Source organism: Herbiconiux gentiana, from assembly GCF_024978135.1.
Lineage (GTDB): Bacteria > Actinomycetota > Actinomycetes > Actinomycetales > Microbacteriaceae > Herbiconiux > Herbiconiux gentiana.
On the sequence record NZ_JANTEZ010000002.1, the window covers coordinates 101,765 to 121,236 of the forward strand.

The following is a 19,472-nucleotide window of genomic DNA, read 5'->3' on the forward strand; positions in this document are numbered from 1 at the left end:
GCTCAACCCTGCCCCGATCCGGCCCCGCGCGCTCGCCAGGGGCCCATAATGAGGCGTGGGCACTCTCATCTACGGCGGCGACTTCGAGCTCGAGGTTGATGACCGGATGCTCGCGCATCTGCAGGTCGTCATCATCGGCCGGCTCCGCCGCGCCGAGTCCTGCGCGCTGAGCTGGAGCGTGCCGAAGGCCCAGGGCAGCGGACGCGAGACCATCTGGCTGAACCCGCACACCGCGCTGCGGTTCCGCTTCGACTCGGCCGAGCGGCACACGATCAACCCGGCGTGGGTGGCGCTGATCTCCGAGACGGCGAACCGCGGCGACATCCAGCTGGTGCAGGAACCGCAGACGGCGGCCGGCTGATCGCTCAGCCGACCGCCGTCGCGGTGTGGAAGTGGGTGGCGCTACGCGCGGCTGCCCTTGCGGCCGAAGATGAGGCCGTAGATCAGCAGCACGATGATCGAACCGACGATGGCGACGACCCAGGTCTGGATCGACCAGAAGTCCTGCAGGTTCGCACCGAACAGCAGGCCGCCGAGCCAGCCGCCGAGCAGCGCGCCGACCACGCCGAGCAGCAGCGTGACGAACCAGCCGCCGCCCTGGCGACCCGGGAGGATCAGCTTGGCGATGGCGCCGGCGATGAGACCGAGGATGAGGAAGGCGATGAAGCTCATGATGTGATTCCTTTGTGTTCTGGGGTGGTCGGGTACTCGTGCCCGGCGATGCCGTGTGCCGGGAACGTCAGGTGCGGTGCGGGATGTTGATCTCCGCACCCTCGATGTCGATCTCGCCCACGTCGTCGGGGCCGCCCGTGCCGGGCAGCGACGTGACGCGGTCGGTCTCGATGTCGGGGTCGTCGAGCGCCGCGGATTCGCCGGCTTCGTGCTGCAGCACCTCGGTCTCGCGACCGCTCGAGGGGCTGTAGGTCATGTCCTTGCGGGTCAGGTCCTCGTCTCCGAGGTCGCCGTCGTGAACATCCACATCGGGCAGTGTGTCTGCTCCGAGCGCGTCGGAATCGTTGTCGCTCATGCCTCCTGCCTACTCCTGTGAGCACTCCCAGCAAAGGGGCAGCTTTGACACCGATCGTTCCGCGGCTCCGGTCCGAACCACCGCGGGTGTTTGTTGACGCCCATTCCTCGAAAGGACTCTGATGACCGAGATCACCGCGCACCACGGACTGCTCAAAGACATCGCCCTGCACGTCGACGACACCGGCGGCTCCGGCCGCCCCGTCGTGCTGATCCACGGATGGCCGCTCTCGGGCGAGTCGTGGTCGGAGCAGGTGCCCGCCCTGCAGGCGGCCGGCTACCGCGTCGTCACCTACGACCGCCGCGGCTTCGGTCGCAGCGACAAGCCGCTCACGGGGTACGGCTACGACACGCTCGCCGACGATCTGCAGGCGGTGCTCACCGAGCTCGAACTCACCGATGTCACCCTCGTCGGTTTCTCGATGGGCGGCGGCGAGGTCGCGCGCTACGTGACCAAGCACGGAACCGACCGGCTGCACAGCGTCGTCTTCGCCTCGGCGGTCACCCCGTACATGCTGACGACCGGCGACAACCCCGAGGGGCCGCTCTCCCCCGCCGAGGCCGCGAAGATGACCGCATCGCTCACCGCGAACCAGGAGTCGTTCTACGACGGCTTCACCCGCGACTTCTTCTCGGTCGACGGCGAGCTGAAGGTCACCGAGCAGCAGCGACAGGATGCCCTCGCCCTCGCCCTGCAGTCGAGCAAGGTCGCGGCGCTGGCCTGCATGACCTCGTTCGGAACCACCGACTTCCGCGATGACCTGCCGAATGTGACGGTGCCCGCCCTCGTCATCCACGGTGACGGCGACGCGACCGTGCCCCTCGCCGGATCGGGCGCCCGCACCCACGCGGCGATCCCGGGCAGCGAGTACCACGTCGTGGCGGGAGCGCCCCACGGGGTGAACGTGAGCCACGCCGACGAGTGGAACCGGGTCGTGCTGGACTTCCTCGCACGCTAGAACGTTCCTCGCACGCTAGAACGGTGGGGCGCGGCGCCGACAGTACCCGAAACGGTCGGCGCCGCCGCCCGACCTGCCTCGAGGGTAGCGAGAAACGGTTGAGACTCGTACTCCCATGATCGGGCACCCGCAATCAGGGCGCCCGGACGGTGCCGGGATCGGACAGCCGGACGATGCTGGAGCGAAAGACCACCCCGCTCCCGCTCGGAAGGACCTCCCGTGAAGATCGTCGTCATCGGCGCGACCGGCAACCTCGGCACCGCCCTGCTGCGGCGGCTCGCCCAGGCCCCCGCCGCCACCGAGGTGGTGGGTGTCGCCCGCCGCATCCCCGACGAGACCGAGCCCTACGCCGGTCTCCGCTGGCACGCTCTCGACGTGGGCGACGACACGGCCAGGAGGCGGCTCACGAGCATCCTGCAGGGGGCGGATGCCGTCGTGCACCTGGCCTGGGCCCTGCAGCCCAACCACCTGGAGCACCTGCTCTGGCGCACCAACGTGCGCGGTACCGCGGCCGTGCTGGGAGCGGCGGCCGACGCCGGGGTGCCGCACGTGCTCGTGGCGTCATCGGTCGGCGCCTACAGCCCGGGGCCGAAGTACCGCCGGGTCGGCGAGGACTGGCCGACCGGCGGCCTGCCGAGCTCCCACTACTCACGACACAAGGCGATCAACGAGCGCGCGCTCGACGACTTCGAGGCCGCGCATCCGTCGACCGTCGTCACCCGGCTGCGGCCGGGGCTCGTCTTCCAGGCCGACGCCTCCTCCGAGATCGCGCGCCTGTTCGCCGGGCCGTTCGCGCCCCGGCGGCTTCTGGGGCGGTTGCGGCTGCAGATCGTCCCGTTGCCCTCCCAGCTGATCTCCCAGGTCGTGCACGCCGACGACGTGGCCGACGCCTTCTGGCGCGCGATCGAGCGGGGCGCGGGCGGCGCCTTCAACCTCGCCACGGAGCCCGTGGTCTCCCCCGACGTGCTGGCCGCGGCCCTCGGCGGCAAGGCGGTGCCGGTCCGCGCGGCCGTGCTGCGGGCCCTGATGTGGGCGAGCTGGAAGGCCAGGGTGCAGCCGTCCGACCCGGGCTGGCTCGACATCGCGACGACGGTGCCGCTGATGTCGACCGAGCGGGCCCGCGCCGTGCTCGGCTGGGCTCCCACGGTGTCGGCTCCGGATGCTCTCGCCGAGCTCCTCGGCGGACTGGCCGTCGAACAGGGGAACGCCGGGTCGCCACCCCTCGGCGAGGGGGGCGCCCGGCGCGCCTTCTAGCGGGAGCCGCTCGGGGTCACTGACCCCGGCCGGTGCTCTGCTGCAGGCGGTCGATCTGCTCGGAGGCCTGGGCCTTCGTCAGGTCGGCGGGGAGCTCCTCCCCCGCCTCACGGGCGAGGGTGTCGAGGTAGCTCTTCTGCGGGCCGGTCATCGGCTCGTCGCCGGTGACCCAGTCGCTCGGGTCCTTGCTCGCGGAGTTGTCGGGGTCGGGGTGGGTGCCGCCCAGCGTCTCGCCCTCGGGCGCCGCCCCGGCTACGGATTCGTCGTTCTCGTTCTGATCGCTCATATGTTCGAACGTACGCCTCTGTCGGGGGCCCGGCACGCTATTCGTGCAGCCGCTCGCTCAGCGGCTGTCGCGTCGCGCCCGGGCCCTCCGAAGACTCAGGCCGAGGCGCGGGAGCGCAGCAGCGTGAACGAACCGCCCGAGGCGATCAGCGTGGTGACCGGCGGCACCACCTGCTGCTCGGGGTCGCTCGAGAGGGCGAGCTCCCACTCGGCGCCGGGCGCATCCGGAACCTGGAACTCGACACCGTTCTCGGCCGCGTTCAGCAGCAGGGCGAACGAGTCGTCACCCTCGTGCTCGAACACGAGAGTGATCGTGCGGGCGTCGGGGTTGTCCCAGTCGTGGTCGGCGAACTCCTTGCCGTCGCTGCGCTCGAGCACGACGGTGTCGCCGGCGATCTCCTCGGGCACGTCGGCGTCGGGCGCGTGGCGGAACCACTCCGGGCGGAGCGCGGGGCTCTCCCGTCGCAGCTCGAGCAGCGCCCGCGTGAACTCGAACAGCTCGAGGTCGACCGCGGCCCAGTCGTACCACGACGTCTCGTTGTCCTGGCAGTAGGCGTTGTTGTTGCCGCCCTGGGTGCGACCGAGCTCGTCGCCGCCGAGGATCATCGGCACGCCGGCCGAGAGCAGCAGCGTGGCCATGAGGTTGCGGCGCTTGCGGTCGCGGCGCGCGTTCACCGCCTCGTCCTCGGTAGGGCCCTCGGCTCCGCCGTTGGAGGACTTGTTGTCGCTCTCGCCGTCGTTGTTGCCCTCGCCGTTGGCCGAGTTGTGCTTGGCGGCGTACGAGGTGAGGTCGTGCAGCGTGAAGCCGTCGTGCGCGGTGACGAAGTTGATGCTCGACAGCGGCGAGCGGCGCGATGCCTCGTAGACGTCGGGCGAGCCCAGGATGCGCTGCGAGACGGTGCCGAGCACGGTGTCGGTGCCGTTCCAGAAGTCGCGCACGTCGTCGCGGAACTTGCCGTTCCACTCCGACCAGCCGGCCGGGAAGCCGCCGACCTGGTAGCCCGCGGTGTCCCAGGGCTCGGCGATCATCTTCACCGGGGCGAGCACCGGGTCCTGCTGGATGAGCGTGAGGAACGCGCTGTGGATCTCGGCGTCGCCCCCCTGCCGGGTGAGCGTGGTGGCGAGGTCGAAGCGGAAGCCGTCGACGTGCATCTCGGTCACCCAGTAGCGCAGCGAGTCCATGATCAGCTGCAGGGCGGCCGGGTGGCCGACGTTCAGGCTGTTGCCCGTTCCGGTGGTGTCGAAGTAGTGCTGCTCGTCGCCCTCGACCAGGCGGTAGTAGGAGGCGTTGTCGATGCCCTTGAAGCTGAGCGTCGGGCCGAGGTCGTTGCCCTCGGCGGTGTGGTTGTAGACCACGTCGAGGATGACCTCGAGGCCCGCCTCGTGGAACGCCTTCACCATGGCCTTGAACTCGTCGACCTGATGGCCGCCCGCGGCGTCGGCCCCGCCGGTGGCGTACTCGTTGTGGGGGGCGAAGAAGCCGATGGAGTTGTAGCCCCAATAGTTGCGCAGCCCCTTCTCCTCGAGATGGCTGTCCTGCACGAACTGGTGCACGGGCAGCAGCTCGACCGAGGTGACGCCGAGGTCGGTGAAGTGCTTCAGGGCGGCCGGATGCGCGAGCCCCGCGTAGGTGCCGCGCACGTCCTCGGGGATCTCGGGGTGCAGCATCGTGAAGCCCTTGACGTGGGTCTCGTACACGACGGTCTGGCTGAGCGGGATGCGCGGGGCGCGGTCGCCCGCCCAGTCGAACTCCTGAGCATCCGGCCCGGTCGTCACGACGCAGCGCGGGCTCGCCGGGGCCGAGTCGAGCGTGTTGAGCGTCTCGGGGTCGTCGAGCTTGTGCCCGAACAGGGTCTCGTTCTTGGAGTAGTCGTAGCCGCCCTCGATCGCCGTGGCGTGGGGGTCGAGCAGCAGCTTGTGCACGTTGTGGCGCAGCCCCTGCTCGGGCGCCCAGGGGCCGTCGACGCGGAGGCCGTACCGGGTGCCTACACCCATGTTCGGCACCAGGCCGTGGAAGACGTGGCCCGTGCGCAGCTCGAGCTGCGTGCGGGTCTCGGTGCCGTCCTCGTCGAAGGTGCAGACGTAGACGGCGTCGGCGGTCTCGCTGTAGACGGCGGCGTTCGCGCGGCCGTCGATGAAGCTGATGCCCAGCGGGTAGGGCAGGGATCGGGAGTCGGGCATGGGTTCCTTGTTCTCTTCGGAGGACGCGACCCGCGATGCGGGGCGCTCTCCCAGTGAGCCACGCGAGCCGAAAACCGCCAACAGCAGTACGGTCGCGAACATGACAGAGAAAAGCGACGTCGAGACCCTCGCCGGTCTCGTGAAGGATTTCCGGTTCGCGATGCTGACGACGGTCGACGACCAGGGTCGTCTGGTCGCGCATCCGCTCACCGTTCAGGAGGCCGAGTTCGACGGCGACCTCTGGTTCATCGTGGGCGCCCATGCCTCGGCTCTGCAGAACCTGCAGGTGAACCCCACCGCCGGCGTCACGCTCAGCTCGAACGACAGCTGGGTCTCGCTCACCGGCACCGCCGCGGAAGTGGCCGACCAGGCGAAGGTGAAGGAGCTGTGGAGCTCCACGCTCGAGGCCTGGTTCCCCGAGGGCCCCGACGACCCCGAGGTGCGGCTGCTGAAGTTCAGCGCCGACGGCGCCGAGTACTGGGACAGCCCCGGCGGACGGGTCGCCACCCTGTTCAGCTTCGTCAAATCGAAGGTGACGGGCGAGCCCTACGAGGGCGGCGACAACGCCAAGCTCGACCTCTAGACCGCACCATCTCCAGACCACCACATGAACCGCAGCACCGAACAGTAGGGAGATCGACGATGACCGCGAAAGACGGATCCACCGACGTGAGCGAGTCCGAGAAGGAGCGCACGGAGGACCTGCCCGACGGCTCGAGCTCCGACGGCAGCACCTCCGAGCCCGGCGAGGACACGGTCTCGGGCGGCGGCGCCCAGGACAGCGGGAACCAGGACGACAGCAGCACCCAGGGAGGCACCGAATGACCGACGCGAAGCCCGGCACCGAGCCCGAGATCGACACCGACGTGCCCGACCCCACCACGGTCGACCCCGACACGGGAACCGAGCCCGGTGGGGCGCCGGTGGAGAACCCCTCGGGCTGATCCCCGCCTCTCCCCGGCAGGTCACGAATGTCAGGCCCGCGCACTACCATCGGTGGTGCGCGGGCCGGCGTGCTTCTCGAGAGGAGCATCGTTGGCCGACTGGCACCCCGTTCAGACCCTGCACGCGAACTCGTGGATCTTTCCACGACCCGGCACGACCGAGCCGTTCGCCGAGATCAGGCACCTGCCGGTGAAGGTCGGTGAGCGCACGGTGTGGGCGTTCCGGGCCGTCAGCTGGCGGCGGCCGCGGCACCTGATCGGCGCCGGCTACTTCGGCACCCTGGAGGACGCCGCTCGCGAGTGCCATCGAGTGGCACTCGCGAGCGCGGTTCCGAGCGTGCTCAACGAGCAGCGGCGCTAGATCCCGTCGCGCGTGACCCGCCGCCGACCGTGGCGCCGGTGCAGCAGCAGCGCCCCGCCGCCGAGCACCAGCAGCACGATCGCCGCGGCGACGCCGGGGGCGGCCGCCCAGCCGGTGGCGGCCAGGTCGTCCGACGCCTCGGCCGAACCGTCGCCGTGCGAGCCGCCGGGGGCTCCGGGCTGGGCCGGCACGCCCGGGTCGGCCGGCGTGCCAGGCGCCACCGGCCCAGGCGTGCCAGGCGTCCCCGGTGTACCAGGCGTGCCAGGCGTCCCCGGGTCGACCGGGTCGACCACCGGCTGCAGCATCGAGCGATCGACCGCCTGCGCATAGATCACCCGGTGCGCCGTGAGGTGGATGTCGGGCGACGACACCTCGTAGAACGCCCGCGACCAGATCGGCTCGCCCTCGGGCACCGCGAGCGTGACGTCCACCACCGGCCCCACCTCGGTGACCACCTCGTGCGAGACGCGCTCGCTGTAGATCAGTCCGTCACGGATGCTCGAGCCGATGCCCGCCGTGAACGAGAACCCGCCGCTGTAGGCCGGGTACCGGTTCGAGTACGTCATCGTCAGCGGCCTGCCGTCCTCGGCCTGGTCGGGGAGGTCGCGGAAGGTCGCCCAGAAGTCCTGGGTGATCCTCGGCTCGGCGGCGCAGCGCGCCGGCCCCGCGTTGAGGTACCCCGCGAGCACCTTCCCGTCGGCCCGGATCAGCTCGACCGAGGTGGCGGCCGTCATGTCGAAGGTCGTCTCGACCGTCTCGCCGTTCACCCACACCGTCGAGAACACGACGGGCCCGCTGCAGAGCTTGTAGCGCAGGGTGAGGTCGAACACGTCGCCCGAGCGGTTCACGAAGCGCAGGTCGGCGAGGTCGGGGTTCTCGGCGTTCTGGCTGATCGAGACGTCGCTCGGCGCGTTCGCCTCGATCGAGAAGCGGTGCACGACGTGCTGACTGCGGGTGCCGTCGGCGGCGAGCGCCCACGCCTCGGCCGTGTAGACCCCGGGCGCGACCGCCACCCGCGAGCTCCGCACCGAGTCGACGTAGAACATCGGGTCGATGGCGACGTCGATCGTCTCGTCGAGCACGGTGCCGGTCGAGCCGGTCACGGTGAGCGCGAGGCGGCCGGTGCCGGCCACGAGGGTCTCCAGGTCGACGGTGCCGGCACCGTCCGAGTCGTACTGCGGGTTGTCGAGCATGTCGAACACGAGCATCTCGGCGACGTTCAGCGTCGTCTGCACGGTGACACCGCGGGTGGTGAGGGTTACCGGATGCTCGCCCACCGCCAGCTCGGCCGGCAGCAGCACGGCGCGGATGTCGGTGCCGTCGGCCGCACCGACACCGGTGGCGACGAGCTGCCCGTCCAGCGCGATCTCGTACGGATCACCCGGGACGATCCCCGCCACCTGCACGCCCACGTCGGTGCCCGCGCGGGACCACGGGTGGTCGAGCGAGACCGCGGGGTCGGCGGGCGCGGGCGCCGCCGGGTCGCCGGCGGTGGTCACCGTCAGCATCGTGCTGTGCCCGGTGGCGCCGAAGCCGACGCGCCCGAGGTACCGGGTGCCGGGCTCGAGACCGCTCCAGGAGACGACCGTCGAGGCCGGCTGCCCCAGCGTCATCTCCAGACGGTCGGGGCTGAGGGTCAGTGCTCCGTCGGTGGTCGACGAGCCGAGCAGGTAGCTCGTCAGGGTGTAGCCGAGATCGCCGTCGCCCGAGTAGAACTCGACGTCGAGGATGTACGTGCCCGAGGGGAGCTCCGGCATGTCGAGCAGCTCGCCCGGGTTCGGCGTCGCGCGGGACTGGACCGGAATGACCTGCTGGTGGTCGTACTGCGACAGGTGCAGGTCGAGATCGGCCGTCGGGTCGTCGCTCTGCAGGTCGAAGCGCGCCCAGCTCGTCCCCTCCGGCACGGTGATGACGTAGCGGTCGTCGGTCGCTCCGGCGTGGCCGACGCCCCGCACGGTGCGGCCGCGGGCGAGCCCGGCCTTCGTCAGGTCGACGGCCTCGGTGGCTCCGACGGCCACGGGGATCTCGACCGAGCCGTCGACGCCGTCTCCGGCGACCTCGGCGGGCACGGTGAGGGTGATCGGGCGCACGGCGAGCGGGGTCGTGACCGTGGCGCCGTCGGCGTCGGCCCAGCGCAGGTCACCGGTGACGAACTGGTCGAGCGGAGCATCCGTTCGTGTGAACGTCACCGTGTACTGCTGCTGCTCACCGGCGGCCGCGAAGCTCAGCGTGGCCGGGGAGACCTCGACCTCGACCCCCGGCATCGACACCGGGGCCGCGGTGAAGACGCCGGCCCGTGTCGACGTCACGGTGCGCGTGACGGTCTCGGTTCCCGCGAGCGAGCCGACGCTGATCGACGCCAGGTTGAGCTGGGACGGGTCGACCGTGTCGACACCGAGCTCGAGGCCCGTGACCGCCTCGGCGTAGCCGAACCACTCCTCGGGGCCGTTCAGGTAGAGCATCCCCGGGTCGAAGTACCGGGTGGGGTCGACCTGACCGGCGCCCTGCGCGAAGGGGTCGGCGACGGCGTCACCGCTCGCGTCGACTGTGTCGTGGGCGGTGGTCATCATGGCCGACTTGATCTCGTCGGGGGTGGCCAGCGGATGCTCGCCCAGATACAGCGCCGCCAGGCCGGCGACGTGCGGCGAGGCCATCGAGGTGCCCGAGAGCAGCGCGTAGCGCCCGTCGGCTCCCGGGGCGTTCGCGCTGGCGGCGAGGATCGCCACTCCGGGGGCCGCGACGTCGGGCTTCAGCACGTCTCCGCCGTCGGCCAGGATCGGGCCGCGCGAGGAGAAGCCGGCGATCTGCGGGGTGGCCGGCGAGGGCAGCCCGGCGGTGTTGCCGTCCTCGAGGATGACCCGCGCATCCGTCGTCGCCGCGTAGGCGTGCAGCAGGGCGGAGGACTCGGCGTCGACGTGCACGGTGGGCACCGTGTGGGCGTCGAGGTCGACGGAGCTCGAGGTGGGGTTGACCAGCACCATGCCGATGCCGCCGGCGCGCTTCACCTCGGCCGACTTCTCGAGCCGGTCGATCTCGCCGCGGTCGCAGAGCACGATCAGGCCGGCGGTCTTCGCGGGGTCGAGGGTTCCGGTGCCGCAGAGTTGCGGGTCGGCGGCACCGTCGGCCGCGAGCGCCGTGGCGTCGGCGAGACGGCCCTCGACGGGGGCGTCACCGGGCACGGTGATCGACCCGCCGAGCACGATCCGGCCGTCGCCGAGACGCACGGTGGCCTCGTACGACGGGATGGTGGACGCGGCCACCGTGGTGATCCAGGGGGCCGCGTTGTCGGCGGTCGAGGGGTCGGCGCCGTCGTTGCCCGCCGAGGCGGCCACGAACACGCCGACGGCGGCGGCGTTCAGGAAGGCCTCGTCGGTGGCGGAGATGGTGGTCTGGGCCGCCCCGCCGCCGATGGAGTAGTTGATGACGTTGACGCCGTCGGCCACGGCCGCGTCGATGGCGGCGAGGAGGTCGCCGGTCTGGCAGCCGTCGTCGTAGGCCTCGGGTCCCGTCCAGCACGCCTTGTACGTGGCGACCCGCGCACCGGGCACGACGCCGGCGATGTCGCCGAGCTCGCGGCCGGCCACGACGGTGGCGACTCCGGCGTCGCCCGCGGCGGTGCTGGAGGTGTGCGAACCGTGTCCGTTGCCGTCGCGAGGGGACAGGTACTCGCCCCGGTCGCGGTTGATCGTGTCGGCGCCGTAGCTGTCGACGAAGTAGCGGGCCGAGACCAGTTTGGTCGAGCAGTCGTCGGCGGTGAATCCCTCGCCCGTCTGGCAGGCACCCCGGAACGTGCCGCCGTCGGCCTTGTCGAAGACGATCGAGTCGCCATCGAGGTAGGGCTCGGCGCCGGGCGCGGTGCCGAGGGGGTCGCCGGCGAACGAGGCGTTCTCGGGGGCGATGCCGCTGTCGATCACGCCGACCACGACGCCCTCGCCCGCGGCCTCGACGCCGCCGGTCTGCGCCCACACCCCGTCGGGGCCGGTGAGGCCGAGGAACTCGGTGGACGACGTGGCCTGCAGGTGCAGCAGCTCGTCGGGGATGATGCGGTCGACCAGCGGATCGGTGGCGAGCGCGGAGGCCTGGTCGGCCGTGAGGCCGGCCGAGAAGCCGTTGGTCGTGACGGTGTAGGAGGTCGTGATGTCGGCGCCGACCGAGTCGGCGAGGGTCTGCTGCCGGTTCTGCAGGTAGCTCGTGTAGTCCTGGGCGCGACGGGAGCGCAGGTCGAGGTCGTCGCCCGGGTCGGGCTGGGTGGCCGGCAGCTTGGCAAGGCCGCCTCGGTAGCCGGCGACCGCGTCGTCGCGGAGGATGACGATGTAGCGGCCGTCGGGGTAGCTCTCGGCCGCGGCGGCCGGGGCTGCGGGCGCTGCGGAGACCGGGGCGGTCGCGGTGGGCGCACCCGGCAGCGTCGACGCGGACGCCGTGCCCGCGCCGAGCAGCCCGGCTCCGCTGCCGAGCAGTGTTGCGGCGACCGCCGCGATCAGCCGGGCGGAGCGGGAGGGACGGAGGGGGCGGAGCGGAGCCGGAGGAAGCGTAGTCACGGGAACCCTTGATCGTTGGACGGCGTTCGGTCGTCCCATTCTGGGGAGGGCTCCCGCCCATGACTTGGCCTGACTAGGCCAGTGGCCGCAGTCGGCCAGCGCCGGAAACGCGATCGTTACACGCCGGCGACGCCCCGTTCACAACCAGCCGCGTCGGCCGGCCTCGAGGCCCGCTTGGAACCGCGTCGCGGCCTCGAGCTCGGCCATCAGCTCCTGGCTGCGCCGGCGGAGGGTGCGCGGCGAGATCTGCAGCTGCCGGGCGATGGCGTCGTCCTTCATGCCGACCGCCATCAGGGCGAGCAGCGCCCGCTCCTCGGATGACGCTTCCCGGGTGCGGCCCGCTCCGGCCACCCTCCCCCGCGGCACGGCCTCGCCGGCCTCCACCTGCGCGCGCGACTCGGCGAGCGGCAGCGACCGGGCCCAGTGGAACTCGAACAGCTGGTGCAGGGCGTCGATCAGCGGGGCCGAGGAGGTGACGAGGGCCGAGATGCGGCCGGGCTCCAGCGTCAGCGAGACCAGCGCGGCCCGCCGGTCGACGATGGCGAGCTTCACCGGCAGCTGGGGGGCGATCCGCGCCTCCTCCCCCTGCTCGGCGAGCTCGGCCACCTCCTCCCAGGTGGTGCCGTCGTCGAAACTCTCGACCGTGTAGATCGCGCGCCAGCCGACTCCGCGACCGAGCGCGCTCGCCTCGACCGGATCGAGCGACGCCGAGACGTAGGGCGGCCGGTCGAAGGCCAGGAACTCGGTGCGCGCCTCGTGCTGCAGCCGGGTGTACCAGGCGGCCACCGCGTCGGCGTCGGCGAGGATCGTGGTCTGGGTCTGGTCGACGCCGCTCGGCGGCACCCGCTCGAAGATCTCCACCAGACGGGGCAGTGCCTCGCGGATGCGCAGCACCTGGTCGCCCATCCGGTCCGCGATGGCGCGGAGCGAGTAGCCCGGGTCGACCGCGGTGTACTCGCGCTCGGCGCCCTCCAGGCGCGACGCCAGACCGAGCTCGCGCAGCCCCTCCAGGATGGCGGAGGCCGCGGGCAGGCCGAGACCGAACCGCTCGGCGGTGCGGGCGGCACTCCCCTTGCCCTGCGCCAGCAGCTCGAGGTAGACCCGTTCGCTCAGCGGATCGAGGCCGGCGACGTCGAGCAGCGGCGCGTCGTCAGGCACGGTCGCGCAGCGCCGCGATGACGGCGGCGGCGGCGTAGTCGGGGTCGGGCTCGAGGAAGCGCTCGAAGACTGCGAGCAGGGCGAGGGCCGGCAGCGCCCAGTCGGGGTCGTCGGAGCTGGTGGTCGCGGGGCCCCGGTAGCGCGCGTCGACGATCCCGGGGTTGCCGAGGTGCCGGAGCCCTAGGCCCTCGACGACCGCCGAGATCACGGTGGCGTAGGGGCGGTAGTCGCCCTCCCACTCCTCCTTCAGGCGGTAGCCGAGCACCTGCGAGAACTGGCGGTGGAACTCGGCCATGTGCTCGACGAACTCGGCGCTGCCCGAGAGCAGCGCGCGCTCGATCTCGATGCGCGCGGGCCAGTCGAGGTGGCTGAGCAGCGTGGCCGACAGTCCGACGTAGGACTGCCACGACACCGACTCGATCACGGCGCGGAAATTGTGCTCGAGGGCCACCCGGATGACCTCGTACAGCACCTGCTGGCGCTCCCGGGCATCCGACAACCGGTCGATGTTCGCCAGCAGGATGCGCTCGCTGAGGGCGAGCGTCTCGTCGTCGGTGAGCTTGTTCGAGGTCTCGCGGGCGATCTCGATCAGGAGCTCGGTGACGAAGGCCTCCTTGGAGTCCCAGAGCCGGTAGGTCGAGCTGCGCGGAACACCGGCCTCACGGATGAGGTCGTCCATCACGAGGTGCTCGAAGCCGATCGTCAGTCCGATGCCCTCCACGCGCTCCATCGCCACGTCGAGCACCCGCCGGCGCACCTCGGCCGCCGGGATGCGCGAACGGGGCCGGTGCGAGTCGGGCTCGCCCCCCATGCGGGCGCCGTCGACGACTTCGGTCACTCGTAACCCCCGGGTCAGGTCGTGGGCTCAGGCGGCGAGCCGATTCGTGAGCACCAGAGTAGTGACAAACCGGCCAGCGGGTGGTATTCGCAGATCTTTAGCCCGTCTAGTAAAGAGTTGGACTATGTTTGAGGGATGACCACGAATCGACCCGATTCGGATCCGCACTACTGGTACGGAGACGACGCCGAGCGCGACAGGAGCATCGCCGTCCTCGAGGCGATGCGCACCTTCCGCTCCGCCGAGTCCGCCATGCGCAGGCGGTCGCAGGAGTCCATGAACATGGGCGAGAACGACCTGATCGCCATGCGGTACCTCCTCCGCGCGACCGAACAGGGAAAGACCGTGGGCCCCAAAGAGCTCGCGCAGTACCTCGGGATCACCAGTGCTTCCATCACGGTGCTGCTCGACCGGCTCGAGAAGAACGGTCACATCCACCGCGAGCCCAGCCCGTTCGACCGCCGGGCGCTCATCATCGTGCCGACCATCCCCAAAGACGCGATCGAAGCGGCGACCCTCGGCGACGTGCGCCCCGAACTCATCGACGTCGTCGAGCGGCTGAGTTCCGACGAGGTGCGCATCATCGTCGACTTCCTCACCGAGATGCGGGAGGCCGTCGACCAGGTCGACAATCACCAGGCCGACCGCGACGACCGCGCCTGACGCCGCGTCGATATCGTTAATCCGTGCCGAAGAATTACGAGGTCATCGCCGAACTGAGGGCCTACCGGCTCGCCGAGGAGGCCATGCGGCGTCGCACTCGCGAGTCGATGAAGATGGGCGAGAACGACCTCACCGCCCTGCGCTACCTGCTGAAGGCCCAGGGCGAGGGTCGGCTCGTCACGCCCGGCATGCTGGCCGATCACCTCGACATGAAGTCGGCCTCGGTGACGGTCATGCTCGACCGGCTCACCAAGTCGGGCCATCTCTCGCGCATGCCGCACCCGAACGACCGTCGCAGCCTCGCGGTCGTCGCGACCCCGGGCTCCGACGACGAGGTGCGCGAGACCCTCGGCGCGATGCACTCCCGCATGATGGCGGTGGCCCGTCGGCTCGACGCCACCCAGGCCGAGGTGCTGCACCGCTTCCTGCACAGCATGAGCGACGCCCTCGAGGTCACCCTCGACGAGGCGCCGCAGCCCGGCTGACAGCCCGCCTACGACGCCAGGCGCTGCAGATCGAAGTGCAGCAGCAGCTCGTCCCCCGCCACCTCGTCGGAGGCGGTGCTCATCATCAGCCGCATCATGCGGATGAACGGGAGCACCTCGGCGCGCAGGCTCCGCACGTCGGCGCTGGAGCAGCGGATGATGCCGAAGCGGTCCTCCTCGCCCTCCAGCAGTTCGAGCACCAGGGTGCCGGGGGTGCGCCGCGGCGACTGGTTGAGCTCCCGGAGCACGGCGCGGATGGTCGCCCGGTCGTCCTCGTGCATGCGGAGCGACAGTTCCGCCTCGTCGATGAAGACGTCGACCTGGTCGCCGAGCGAGTCGGCGGGCCGGGAGCCGTCCACCGCGGCCTGCAGCCGGGCGGTCAGCTCGGCCGCGCGCAGGCGGTCGTCGACCGTCAGCTCGCCGGCCATCCGCAACCGGGCGAGGAAGGGCACGACCTCCTCGCGCAGGGGCCCGATCGAGCCGACTCCGTCGTCGTCGATGAACCGCTGACGCTGGGCGTCGAACTGCCGGTCCCTGGCCTCGGCCTGCGCAAGGCGCTCGGCGTAGATGCCCGCCAGCAGCACCCGCGCGTAGCCCATCGCCCCGAGGCCGAGCGCCAGCACGGGCGCGACCGCCACCAGCACGATCACCGCGATGGGCACGGGCGTGAGCGGACTGAAGAACACGTGCAGCAGCGACAGCACGGTCACCAGCGCCGTCGAGATACCGGTGTACAGCCCCAGCTCGGCAGCCGTGCGGAAGGGTGCCGCCGCCATCAGGGCGAGAGCCAGCGTCAGCAGCCCCCAGTCGTCGCGCACCAGCAGGTTGCTGCCGAGCGAACCGAGCGAGTTGAGCACCGTGGCCACCGCGAGCAGGGCGAAGACCGTCGCGAAGCGGTCGGTCGAGACCCCCACGGTGAAGTCGAAGGCCGAGCGGATGAACCAGCCGAAGCCGGCGGCGAGCGCCACCAGCGCCCCGATGGCCAGCGGCCACGACGAGGTCTGCGCGGCGGTCGTCACCGTGAGCGCCACGGCGGAGACCAGGCACACGGTCGCCACCACGATCAGGAAGCCGCGCGCGCTGATGGCGGCCAGCGGGTCGAAATCGAGGGCGGTGGTTCCCCGCGGGGCGCGCACCGAGCCCAGCGGCACCGAGCGGCTCGGGGTGCGGGCGCTCACCGGGGGGCTCCCGGCACCGTCATGAACACCGCGGTGCCGGTTCCCGGCCGCGACCAGATCTGCACCGAACCGCCGGTCTCGACGATGCTGTCGACCACGGTGACCCGCAGGCCCACCGTCTCGTCGCCCGCGGCGTCCACGTCGAAGCCGACCCCCGCATCCGACACCATCACACTGACCTCGGGTGCGCTGTAGTAGACGGCGATCTCGGCGTCGATCTGACCGGAGTGCCGTCGCACGTTCTCGAGGCACTCCGAGATGGCCCGCTCGAGGTTGCGCGCGTCGGCCGGCCGCACGCCGTTGATCACCTCGGTGTCGCCGGTCACGCGGATGCGCAGCCCCTGCTGCTCGGCGGCCCGCACCACCGACACCAGCAGGGGCACCGAGGCGAGCGACCGGGAGGCCGAGGCCCCGATCTCGGGGCCCGAGAGCACGAGGCTGGTGTCGGCGAGATTCGCCAGGTCGCGGTCGAGCGACTGCAGCATGCGATCGCCGAGCGGGCCGGGCGGCGTGGCCGCCAGCGCGCGCAGATCGGTCAGCACGGTGTCGCCGACCCAGGCCGCCGCCCTCGCCGTGAACCGGGCCTCGGCCAGGTGGCGCTCCTCGGCGAGCGCCGAGTCGAGCATCTGCGCGGTGCCGCGCGCCGCCTCCCGCCGGCCGATCCAGAGCGCGGTGACGAACAGCACGAGGGCGAGCCAGGAGGCCAGCACCGGCACGTCGAGGGCGAGCCGCATGCCCTGCTGCCAGGCCACGAGCTGCACGAGCCCCGGGCCGACGAGGAGGGCGAGCGTGCCGAGCACGAGCGAGCGGGCGAGCGACCTGGCCGCGATGCCGACGACGAGGATCGCGAACTCGGGCATCGACAGCAGCACGAAATCGCTGGTCGGGGCGGCCGCGGTGCCCGCGTCGGCCACCGACACCCCGGCCACCACGAAGGCGTAGAGGGCGAGGCCGAGACCGGCCGCGACCGTGTACAGCACCGCGCGCACCTGCGACCCGGTGCGCAGGGCGGCGACCACGGCGAACCCGGTGACCACGAGGCCGGCGATGCCGACCACGATGTCGGCGCGGCCGGTCACCGGGATGAAGGCCGTCACGATCAGCGCGGTGGCCGCGAGGAACACCACCGCCAGCCAGCTGCCCGCGGTGGCGAGCGCACGGCTCGTGCTCCGGCCGTCGACGTCGGCCGCGATCTGGAGCGTCATCGCGCGGTCACGCGAGGTAGCCGTCTTCGGCGGCGCGCAGCATCAGATCCTGCTTGCGCTCGGCCTGACGTCCCTCCGAGGCGTACTGCTCGCGCACCCGCTCCAGCGCGTTCTTGACGATCTGGATGTTCGTGCCGAGGATCATCGCCACCTCGACCGGACTGTGCCCCGAGGCGTAGAGCCGCAGCGTCTCCTCCTCGTGCTCACTGAAGCGGATGCCCGGCGACGCGTCGCGCGTGGGGCGGGCTGCCTCGTCCCAGGCGACCGCCTCCGTCACCGCGCCGGCGCCTGGCCGCACGCCGAGCACGCGGCGCACCACGGCGAGCAGCTCGTCGGCCGGCTGCGACTTCGACACGAAAGCCGCGGCCCCGGCGGCCAGCACCCGGCGCACGTTGTCGGGGTTGTCGAGGGCGCTCAGCACGACGACCGAGGCGCCCACCGAGCGGCAGATGCGGATGCGCGCCTCGACCGAGATCGGCTCCTTCAGCTGCAGGTCCATCAGCACCACGTCGGGCGGGAAGGCGGGGTGCCTGGCCATGTCGACCCAGCCGGTGCTGTGGGCCACGACGTCGAGCTCGGGCGCGTTCTGGCGGAGCCAGCCGGTGAGGCTGTCGAGGATCAGCTCGTGGTCGTCGACGATGCCGACCGTATGCACCCTGCCGTCCATGCCGTCACCACCCCTGACCCCTGATTCGATGCTACCCGGCACACGTTCGGGCAGTCCAATCCGGCGCGGGGACTTGCCTGTACCCTCAACTCATGGCCAGGGCACCGGAGAGCACCGAGGCGGAACGGCGCTCGCGGCTCGACCGGGGCGTATTCCAGTCGCAGCTGCTGCTGTCGGCCGCCCTGCTCCTGCTCGTCTGCGCGAGCTACGTGTTCCAGCCGAGCTCGGTGCTCGACCCGCGGTTCTTCGTCGGAGTCTCGGTGGTGTTCGGGCTGACGGGGGCGGCGGCGCTCATCCCCTGGTGGCGCCTGCACCGCAACTGGGCAGCGCTGCTCCCCCTCATCGACATCGTCGCGATCATCGCCGTGCGCGAAGGCAACACGATGCTCGGGGCGGGGCTGCTGCTGGTGTTCCCGGTCATCTGGCTGGCGAGCCACTACGCCTTCACCGGCGCCGTGGTGAGCGTGGGGCTCTCGACGGCCCTGCTGTGGGGCACGGCCGCCCTGCGCGGAGACCCGCTCGGCGTCGCCTCGATCCCCACCGTTCTGCTGCTGCCCACCACGCTCGTGTTCATCGCGACGACCACCCTCGCCACCTCCGCCCGCACCGCGGCGCAGCGAGGGCTGCTGCGCCAGCAGGCCGGGCTGCTCGAGGTGGCGCTCGGGCGGGCTCGCCGTCAGCAGCAGACCCTCGACGAGGTGCTGAACGCCGTGACGTTCGGCGTGATCGCGTTCGACCGGTCGGGGCGGGAGACCCTGCTGAACCGCGCGCACCGCTCGGTGCAGACGGAGTTCGGCCTGCCCGAGACGACGGTCGAGCATCCGGTGCTCTACCAGCCCGACCGCGTCACCCCCTACGCCGACGAGGAGAAGCCGTTCCGGCGGGCCACCGCCGGCGAGCGCTACGACGACCTCGTGGTCTGGCTCGGCGAACCCGGAGAGCACCGCGTGGCGCTGTCGATCAGCTCCCGCCCGCTCACCTCGCCCGACGGGAGGCTCGACGGCGGGGTCATGGTCTCGCGCGACGTCACGAGCGAGATCAACGCGATCCGGGCGCGCGACGACCTGGTGGCGTCGGTGTCGCACGAGCTGCGCACGCCGCTGACGTCGATCCTCGGCTACCTCGAGCTGGCGCTCGACGACGAGACGCTCGACCCCGGCACCCGGTCGATGCTCGAGGTCGCCTCGGCCAACTCCGACCGGCTGCTCGCCCTCGTCGCCGACCTGCTCACCGCGGCCAGCGAGAAGGAGCAGCAGATCGTGATGTCGTTCAGCCAGTGCGACCTCTCCGAGATCGTCGCGCAGGCCATCGACGCCCACGTGCTCACCGCGGCCGAGCGCGGCATCGTGATCGAGAACGCCGTCGAGGGCGCGGTGCTGCTCGAGGCCGACGGCTTCCGGCTGCGGCAGGTGGTCGACAACCTGCTGACGAACGCCATCAAGTACAACGTCGAGGACGGGCGGGTGACGGTGTCGGTCTCCGCCGGCGAGAGCAGCATCGACCTCGCGGTCAGCGACACCGGCATCGGGCTGAGCGAGCTCGAGCAGCAGAAGCTGTTCGACCGCTACTTCCGGGCCGAGGGCGTGCGGCAGTCGACCATCCACGGCTCAGGGCTCGGGCTCACGATCAGCCGCGACATCGTGCGCCGCCACGGCGGCGAGCTCTCCGTGACGTCGACCGTCGGAGTGGGCACGACGTTCACCGCCACGATCCCGCGCGCGCGTTAGACT

At 71.4% G+C, this 19,472-nt stretch carries 20 protein-coding genes; 10 read left to right on the top strand and 10 right to left on the bottom strand.

Going from position 1 to position 19,472, the window contains the following annotated elements:
- The first annotated feature begins 55 nt into the window (after nucleotides 1-55).
- On the top strand, nucleotides 56-361 hold the full coding sequence (locus NVV95_RS04230; protein WP_259485303.1) for a DUF7882 family protein: 306 nt from the start codon (nucleotides 56-58) through the stop codon (nucleotides 359-361).
- Between the two features lie 41 nt (nucleotides 362-402).
- On the opposite strand, the gene NVV95_RS04235 is transcribed toward NVV95_RS04230, so the two are convergent.
- Entirely contained in the window at nucleotides 403-672 is a 270-nt protein-coding gene (locus NVV95_RS04235; RefSeq protein ID WP_259485304.1) for a GlsB/YeaQ/YmgE family stress response membrane protein, read from the bottom strand.
- 67 nt (nucleotides 673-739) lie between these two features.
- Nucleotides 740-1,027, bottom strand: a complete 288-nt coding sequence (locus NVV95_RS04240) for a hypothetical protein (protein WP_259485305.1) — start codon at nucleotides 1,025-1,027, stop codon at nucleotides 740-742.
- A 121-nt stretch (nucleotides 1,028-1,148) separates the two neighbouring features.
- Between NVV95_RS04240 and NVV95_RS04245 the strand changes: the two genes are divergently transcribed.
- Both NVV95_RS04245 and NVV95_RS04250 read left to right on the top strand, forming a co-directional pair.
- Nucleotides 1,149-1,985 carry an alpha/beta fold hydrolase gene (locus NVV95_RS04245; protein WP_259485306.1) on the top strand — a complete coding sequence of 279 codons (837 nt, stop codon included), beginning with the start codon at nucleotides 1,149-1,151 and terminating at the stop codon, nucleotides 1,983-1,985.
- 219 nt (nucleotides 1,986-2,204) lie between these two features.
- Entirely contained in the window at nucleotides 2,205-3,239 is a 1,035-nt protein-coding gene (locus NVV95_RS04250; RefSeq protein WP_259485307.1) for an NAD-dependent epimerase/dehydratase family protein, read from the top strand.
- Nucleotides 3,240-3,255: 16 nt separating this feature from the next.
- On the opposite strand, the gene NVV95_RS04255 is transcribed toward NVV95_RS04250, so the two are convergent.
- Complete coding sequence (locus NVV95_RS04255; protein WP_259485308.1) at nucleotides 3,256-3,525, bottom strand: DUF3072 domain-containing protein; 270 nt, start codon at nucleotides 3,523-3,525, stop codon at nucleotides 3,256-3,258.
- A gap of 95 nt (nucleotides 3,526-3,620) precedes the next feature.
- The gene (gene glgX, locus NVV95_RS04260; RefSeq protein WP_259485309.1) at nucleotides 3,621-5,705 is read right to left on the bottom strand and encodes a glycogen debranching protein GlgX; all 2,085 of its coding nucleotides are present in this window, start codon (nucleotides 5,703-5,705) and stop codon (nucleotides 3,621-3,623) included.
- 100 nt (nucleotides 5,706-5,805) lie between these two features.
- Here glgX and NVV95_RS04265 point away from each other — a divergent pair, with 100 nt between their 5' ends.
- The 4 genes from NVV95_RS04265 to NVV95_RS04280 all read left to right on the top strand — a co-directional run bounded on the left by NVV95_RS04265 (nucleotide 5,806) and on the right by NVV95_RS04280 (nucleotide 7,010).
- Nucleotides 5,806-6,288, top strand: a complete 483-nt coding sequence (locus NVV95_RS04265) for a pyridoxamine 5'-phosphate oxidase family protein (RefSeq protein WP_259485310.1) — start codon at nucleotides 5,806-5,808, stop codon at nucleotides 6,286-6,288.
- Between the two features lie 59 nt (nucleotides 6,289-6,347).
- The gene (locus tag NVV95_RS04270; protein WP_259485311.1) at nucleotides 6,348-6,530 is read left to right on the top strand and encodes a hypothetical protein; all 183 of its coding nucleotides are present in this window, start codon (nucleotides 6,348-6,350) and stop codon (nucleotides 6,528-6,530) included.
- The gene (locus NVV95_RS04275; RefSeq protein WP_259485312.1) at nucleotides 6,527-6,649 is read left to right on the top strand and encodes a hypothetical protein; all 123 of its coding nucleotides are present in this window, start codon (nucleotides 6,527-6,529) and stop codon (nucleotides 6,647-6,649) included. Before NVV95_RS04270 ends, NVV95_RS04275 begins: the two co-directional genes overlap by 4 nt.
- Before the next feature lie 91 nt (nucleotides 6,650-6,740).
- The gene (locus NVV95_RS04280; protein WP_259485313.1) at nucleotides 6,741-7,010 is read left to right on the top strand and encodes a hypothetical protein; all 270 of its coding nucleotides are present in this window, start codon (nucleotides 6,741-6,743) and stop codon (nucleotides 7,008-7,010) included.
- Here NVV95_RS04280 and NVV95_RS18380 read toward each other — a convergent pair.
- From NVV95_RS18380 to NVV95_RS04295, 3 genes are all read right to left on the bottom strand, one after another.
- Nucleotides 7,007-11,548, bottom strand: a complete 4,542-nt coding sequence (locus NVV95_RS18380; RefSeq protein WP_269909031.1) for a S8 family peptidase — start codon at nucleotides 11,546-11,548, stop codon at nucleotides 7,007-7,009. The two genes, NVV95_RS04280 and NVV95_RS18380, sit on opposite strands and share 4 nt — an antisense overlap.
- A 138-nt stretch (nucleotides 11,549-11,686) precedes the next feature.
- Nucleotides 11,687-12,706 (bottom strand): helix-turn-helix domain-containing protein, encoded by a 1,020-nt coding sequence (locus tag NVV95_RS04290; protein WP_259485314.1) that lies wholly within the window; start codon nucleotides 12,704-12,706, stop codon nucleotides 11,687-11,689.
- Complete coding sequence (locus NVV95_RS04295) at nucleotides 12,699-13,544, bottom strand: TetR/AcrR family transcriptional regulator (RefSeq protein WP_259485315.1); 846 nt, start codon at nucleotides 13,542-13,544, stop codon at nucleotides 12,699-12,701. The genes NVV95_RS04290 and NVV95_RS04295 overlap by 8 nt, the downstream gene beginning before the upstream one ends.
- Before the next feature lie 135 nt (nucleotides 13,545-13,679).
- Between NVV95_RS04295 and NVV95_RS04300 the strand changes: the two genes are divergently transcribed.
- Together NVV95_RS04300 and NVV95_RS04305 are read left to right on the top strand one after the other, a co-directional pair.
- On the top strand, nucleotides 13,680-14,207 hold the full coding sequence (locus NVV95_RS04300; RefSeq protein WP_259485316.1) for a MarR family winged helix-turn-helix transcriptional regulator: 528 nt from the start codon (nucleotides 13,680-13,682) through the stop codon (nucleotides 14,205-14,207).
- Nucleotides 14,208-14,230: 23 nt separating this feature from the next.
- On the top strand, nucleotides 14,231-14,692 hold the full coding sequence (locus NVV95_RS04305) for a MarR family winged helix-turn-helix transcriptional regulator (protein ID WP_259485317.1): 462 nt from the start codon (nucleotides 14,231-14,233) through the stop codon (nucleotides 14,690-14,692).
- An 8-nt stretch (nucleotides 14,693-14,700) separates the two neighbouring features.
- On the opposite strand, the gene NVV95_RS04310 is transcribed toward NVV95_RS04305, so the two are convergent.
- Genes NVV95_RS04310 through NVV95_RS04320 form a run of 3 tightly spaced genes read right to left on the bottom strand, consistent with a single transcriptional unit; the run spans nucleotide 14,701 to nucleotide 17,742 of the window.
- On the bottom strand, nucleotides 14,701-15,870 hold the full coding sequence (locus tag NVV95_RS04310; protein ID WP_259485318.1) for a hypothetical protein: 1,170 nt from the start codon (nucleotides 15,868-15,870) through the stop codon (nucleotides 14,701-14,703).
- Nucleotides 15,867-17,075: an ATP-binding protein gene (locus NVV95_RS04315; protein WP_259485319.1), complete on the bottom strand. Its 1,209-nt coding sequence runs from the start codon at nucleotides 17,073-17,075 to the stop codon at nucleotides 15,867-15,869. Before NVV95_RS04315 ends, NVV95_RS04310 begins: the two co-directional genes overlap by 4 nt.
- 7 nt (nucleotides 17,076-17,082) lie before the next feature.
- Complete coding sequence (locus tag NVV95_RS04320; protein ID WP_259485320.1) at nucleotides 17,083-17,742, bottom strand: response regulator transcription factor; 660 nt, start codon at nucleotides 17,740-17,742, stop codon at nucleotides 17,083-17,085.
- 92 nt (nucleotides 17,743-17,834) lie between these two features.
- On the opposite strand from NVV95_RS04320, the gene NVV95_RS04325 reads away from it, so the two are divergent.
- Nucleotides 17,835-19,469: a sensor histidine kinase gene (locus NVV95_RS04325; RefSeq protein ID WP_259485321.1), complete on the top strand. Its 1,635-nt coding sequence runs from the start codon at nucleotides 17,835-17,837 to the stop codon at nucleotides 19,467-19,469.
- The last annotated feature ends 3 nt before the right edge of the window (nucleotides 19,470-19,472 follow it).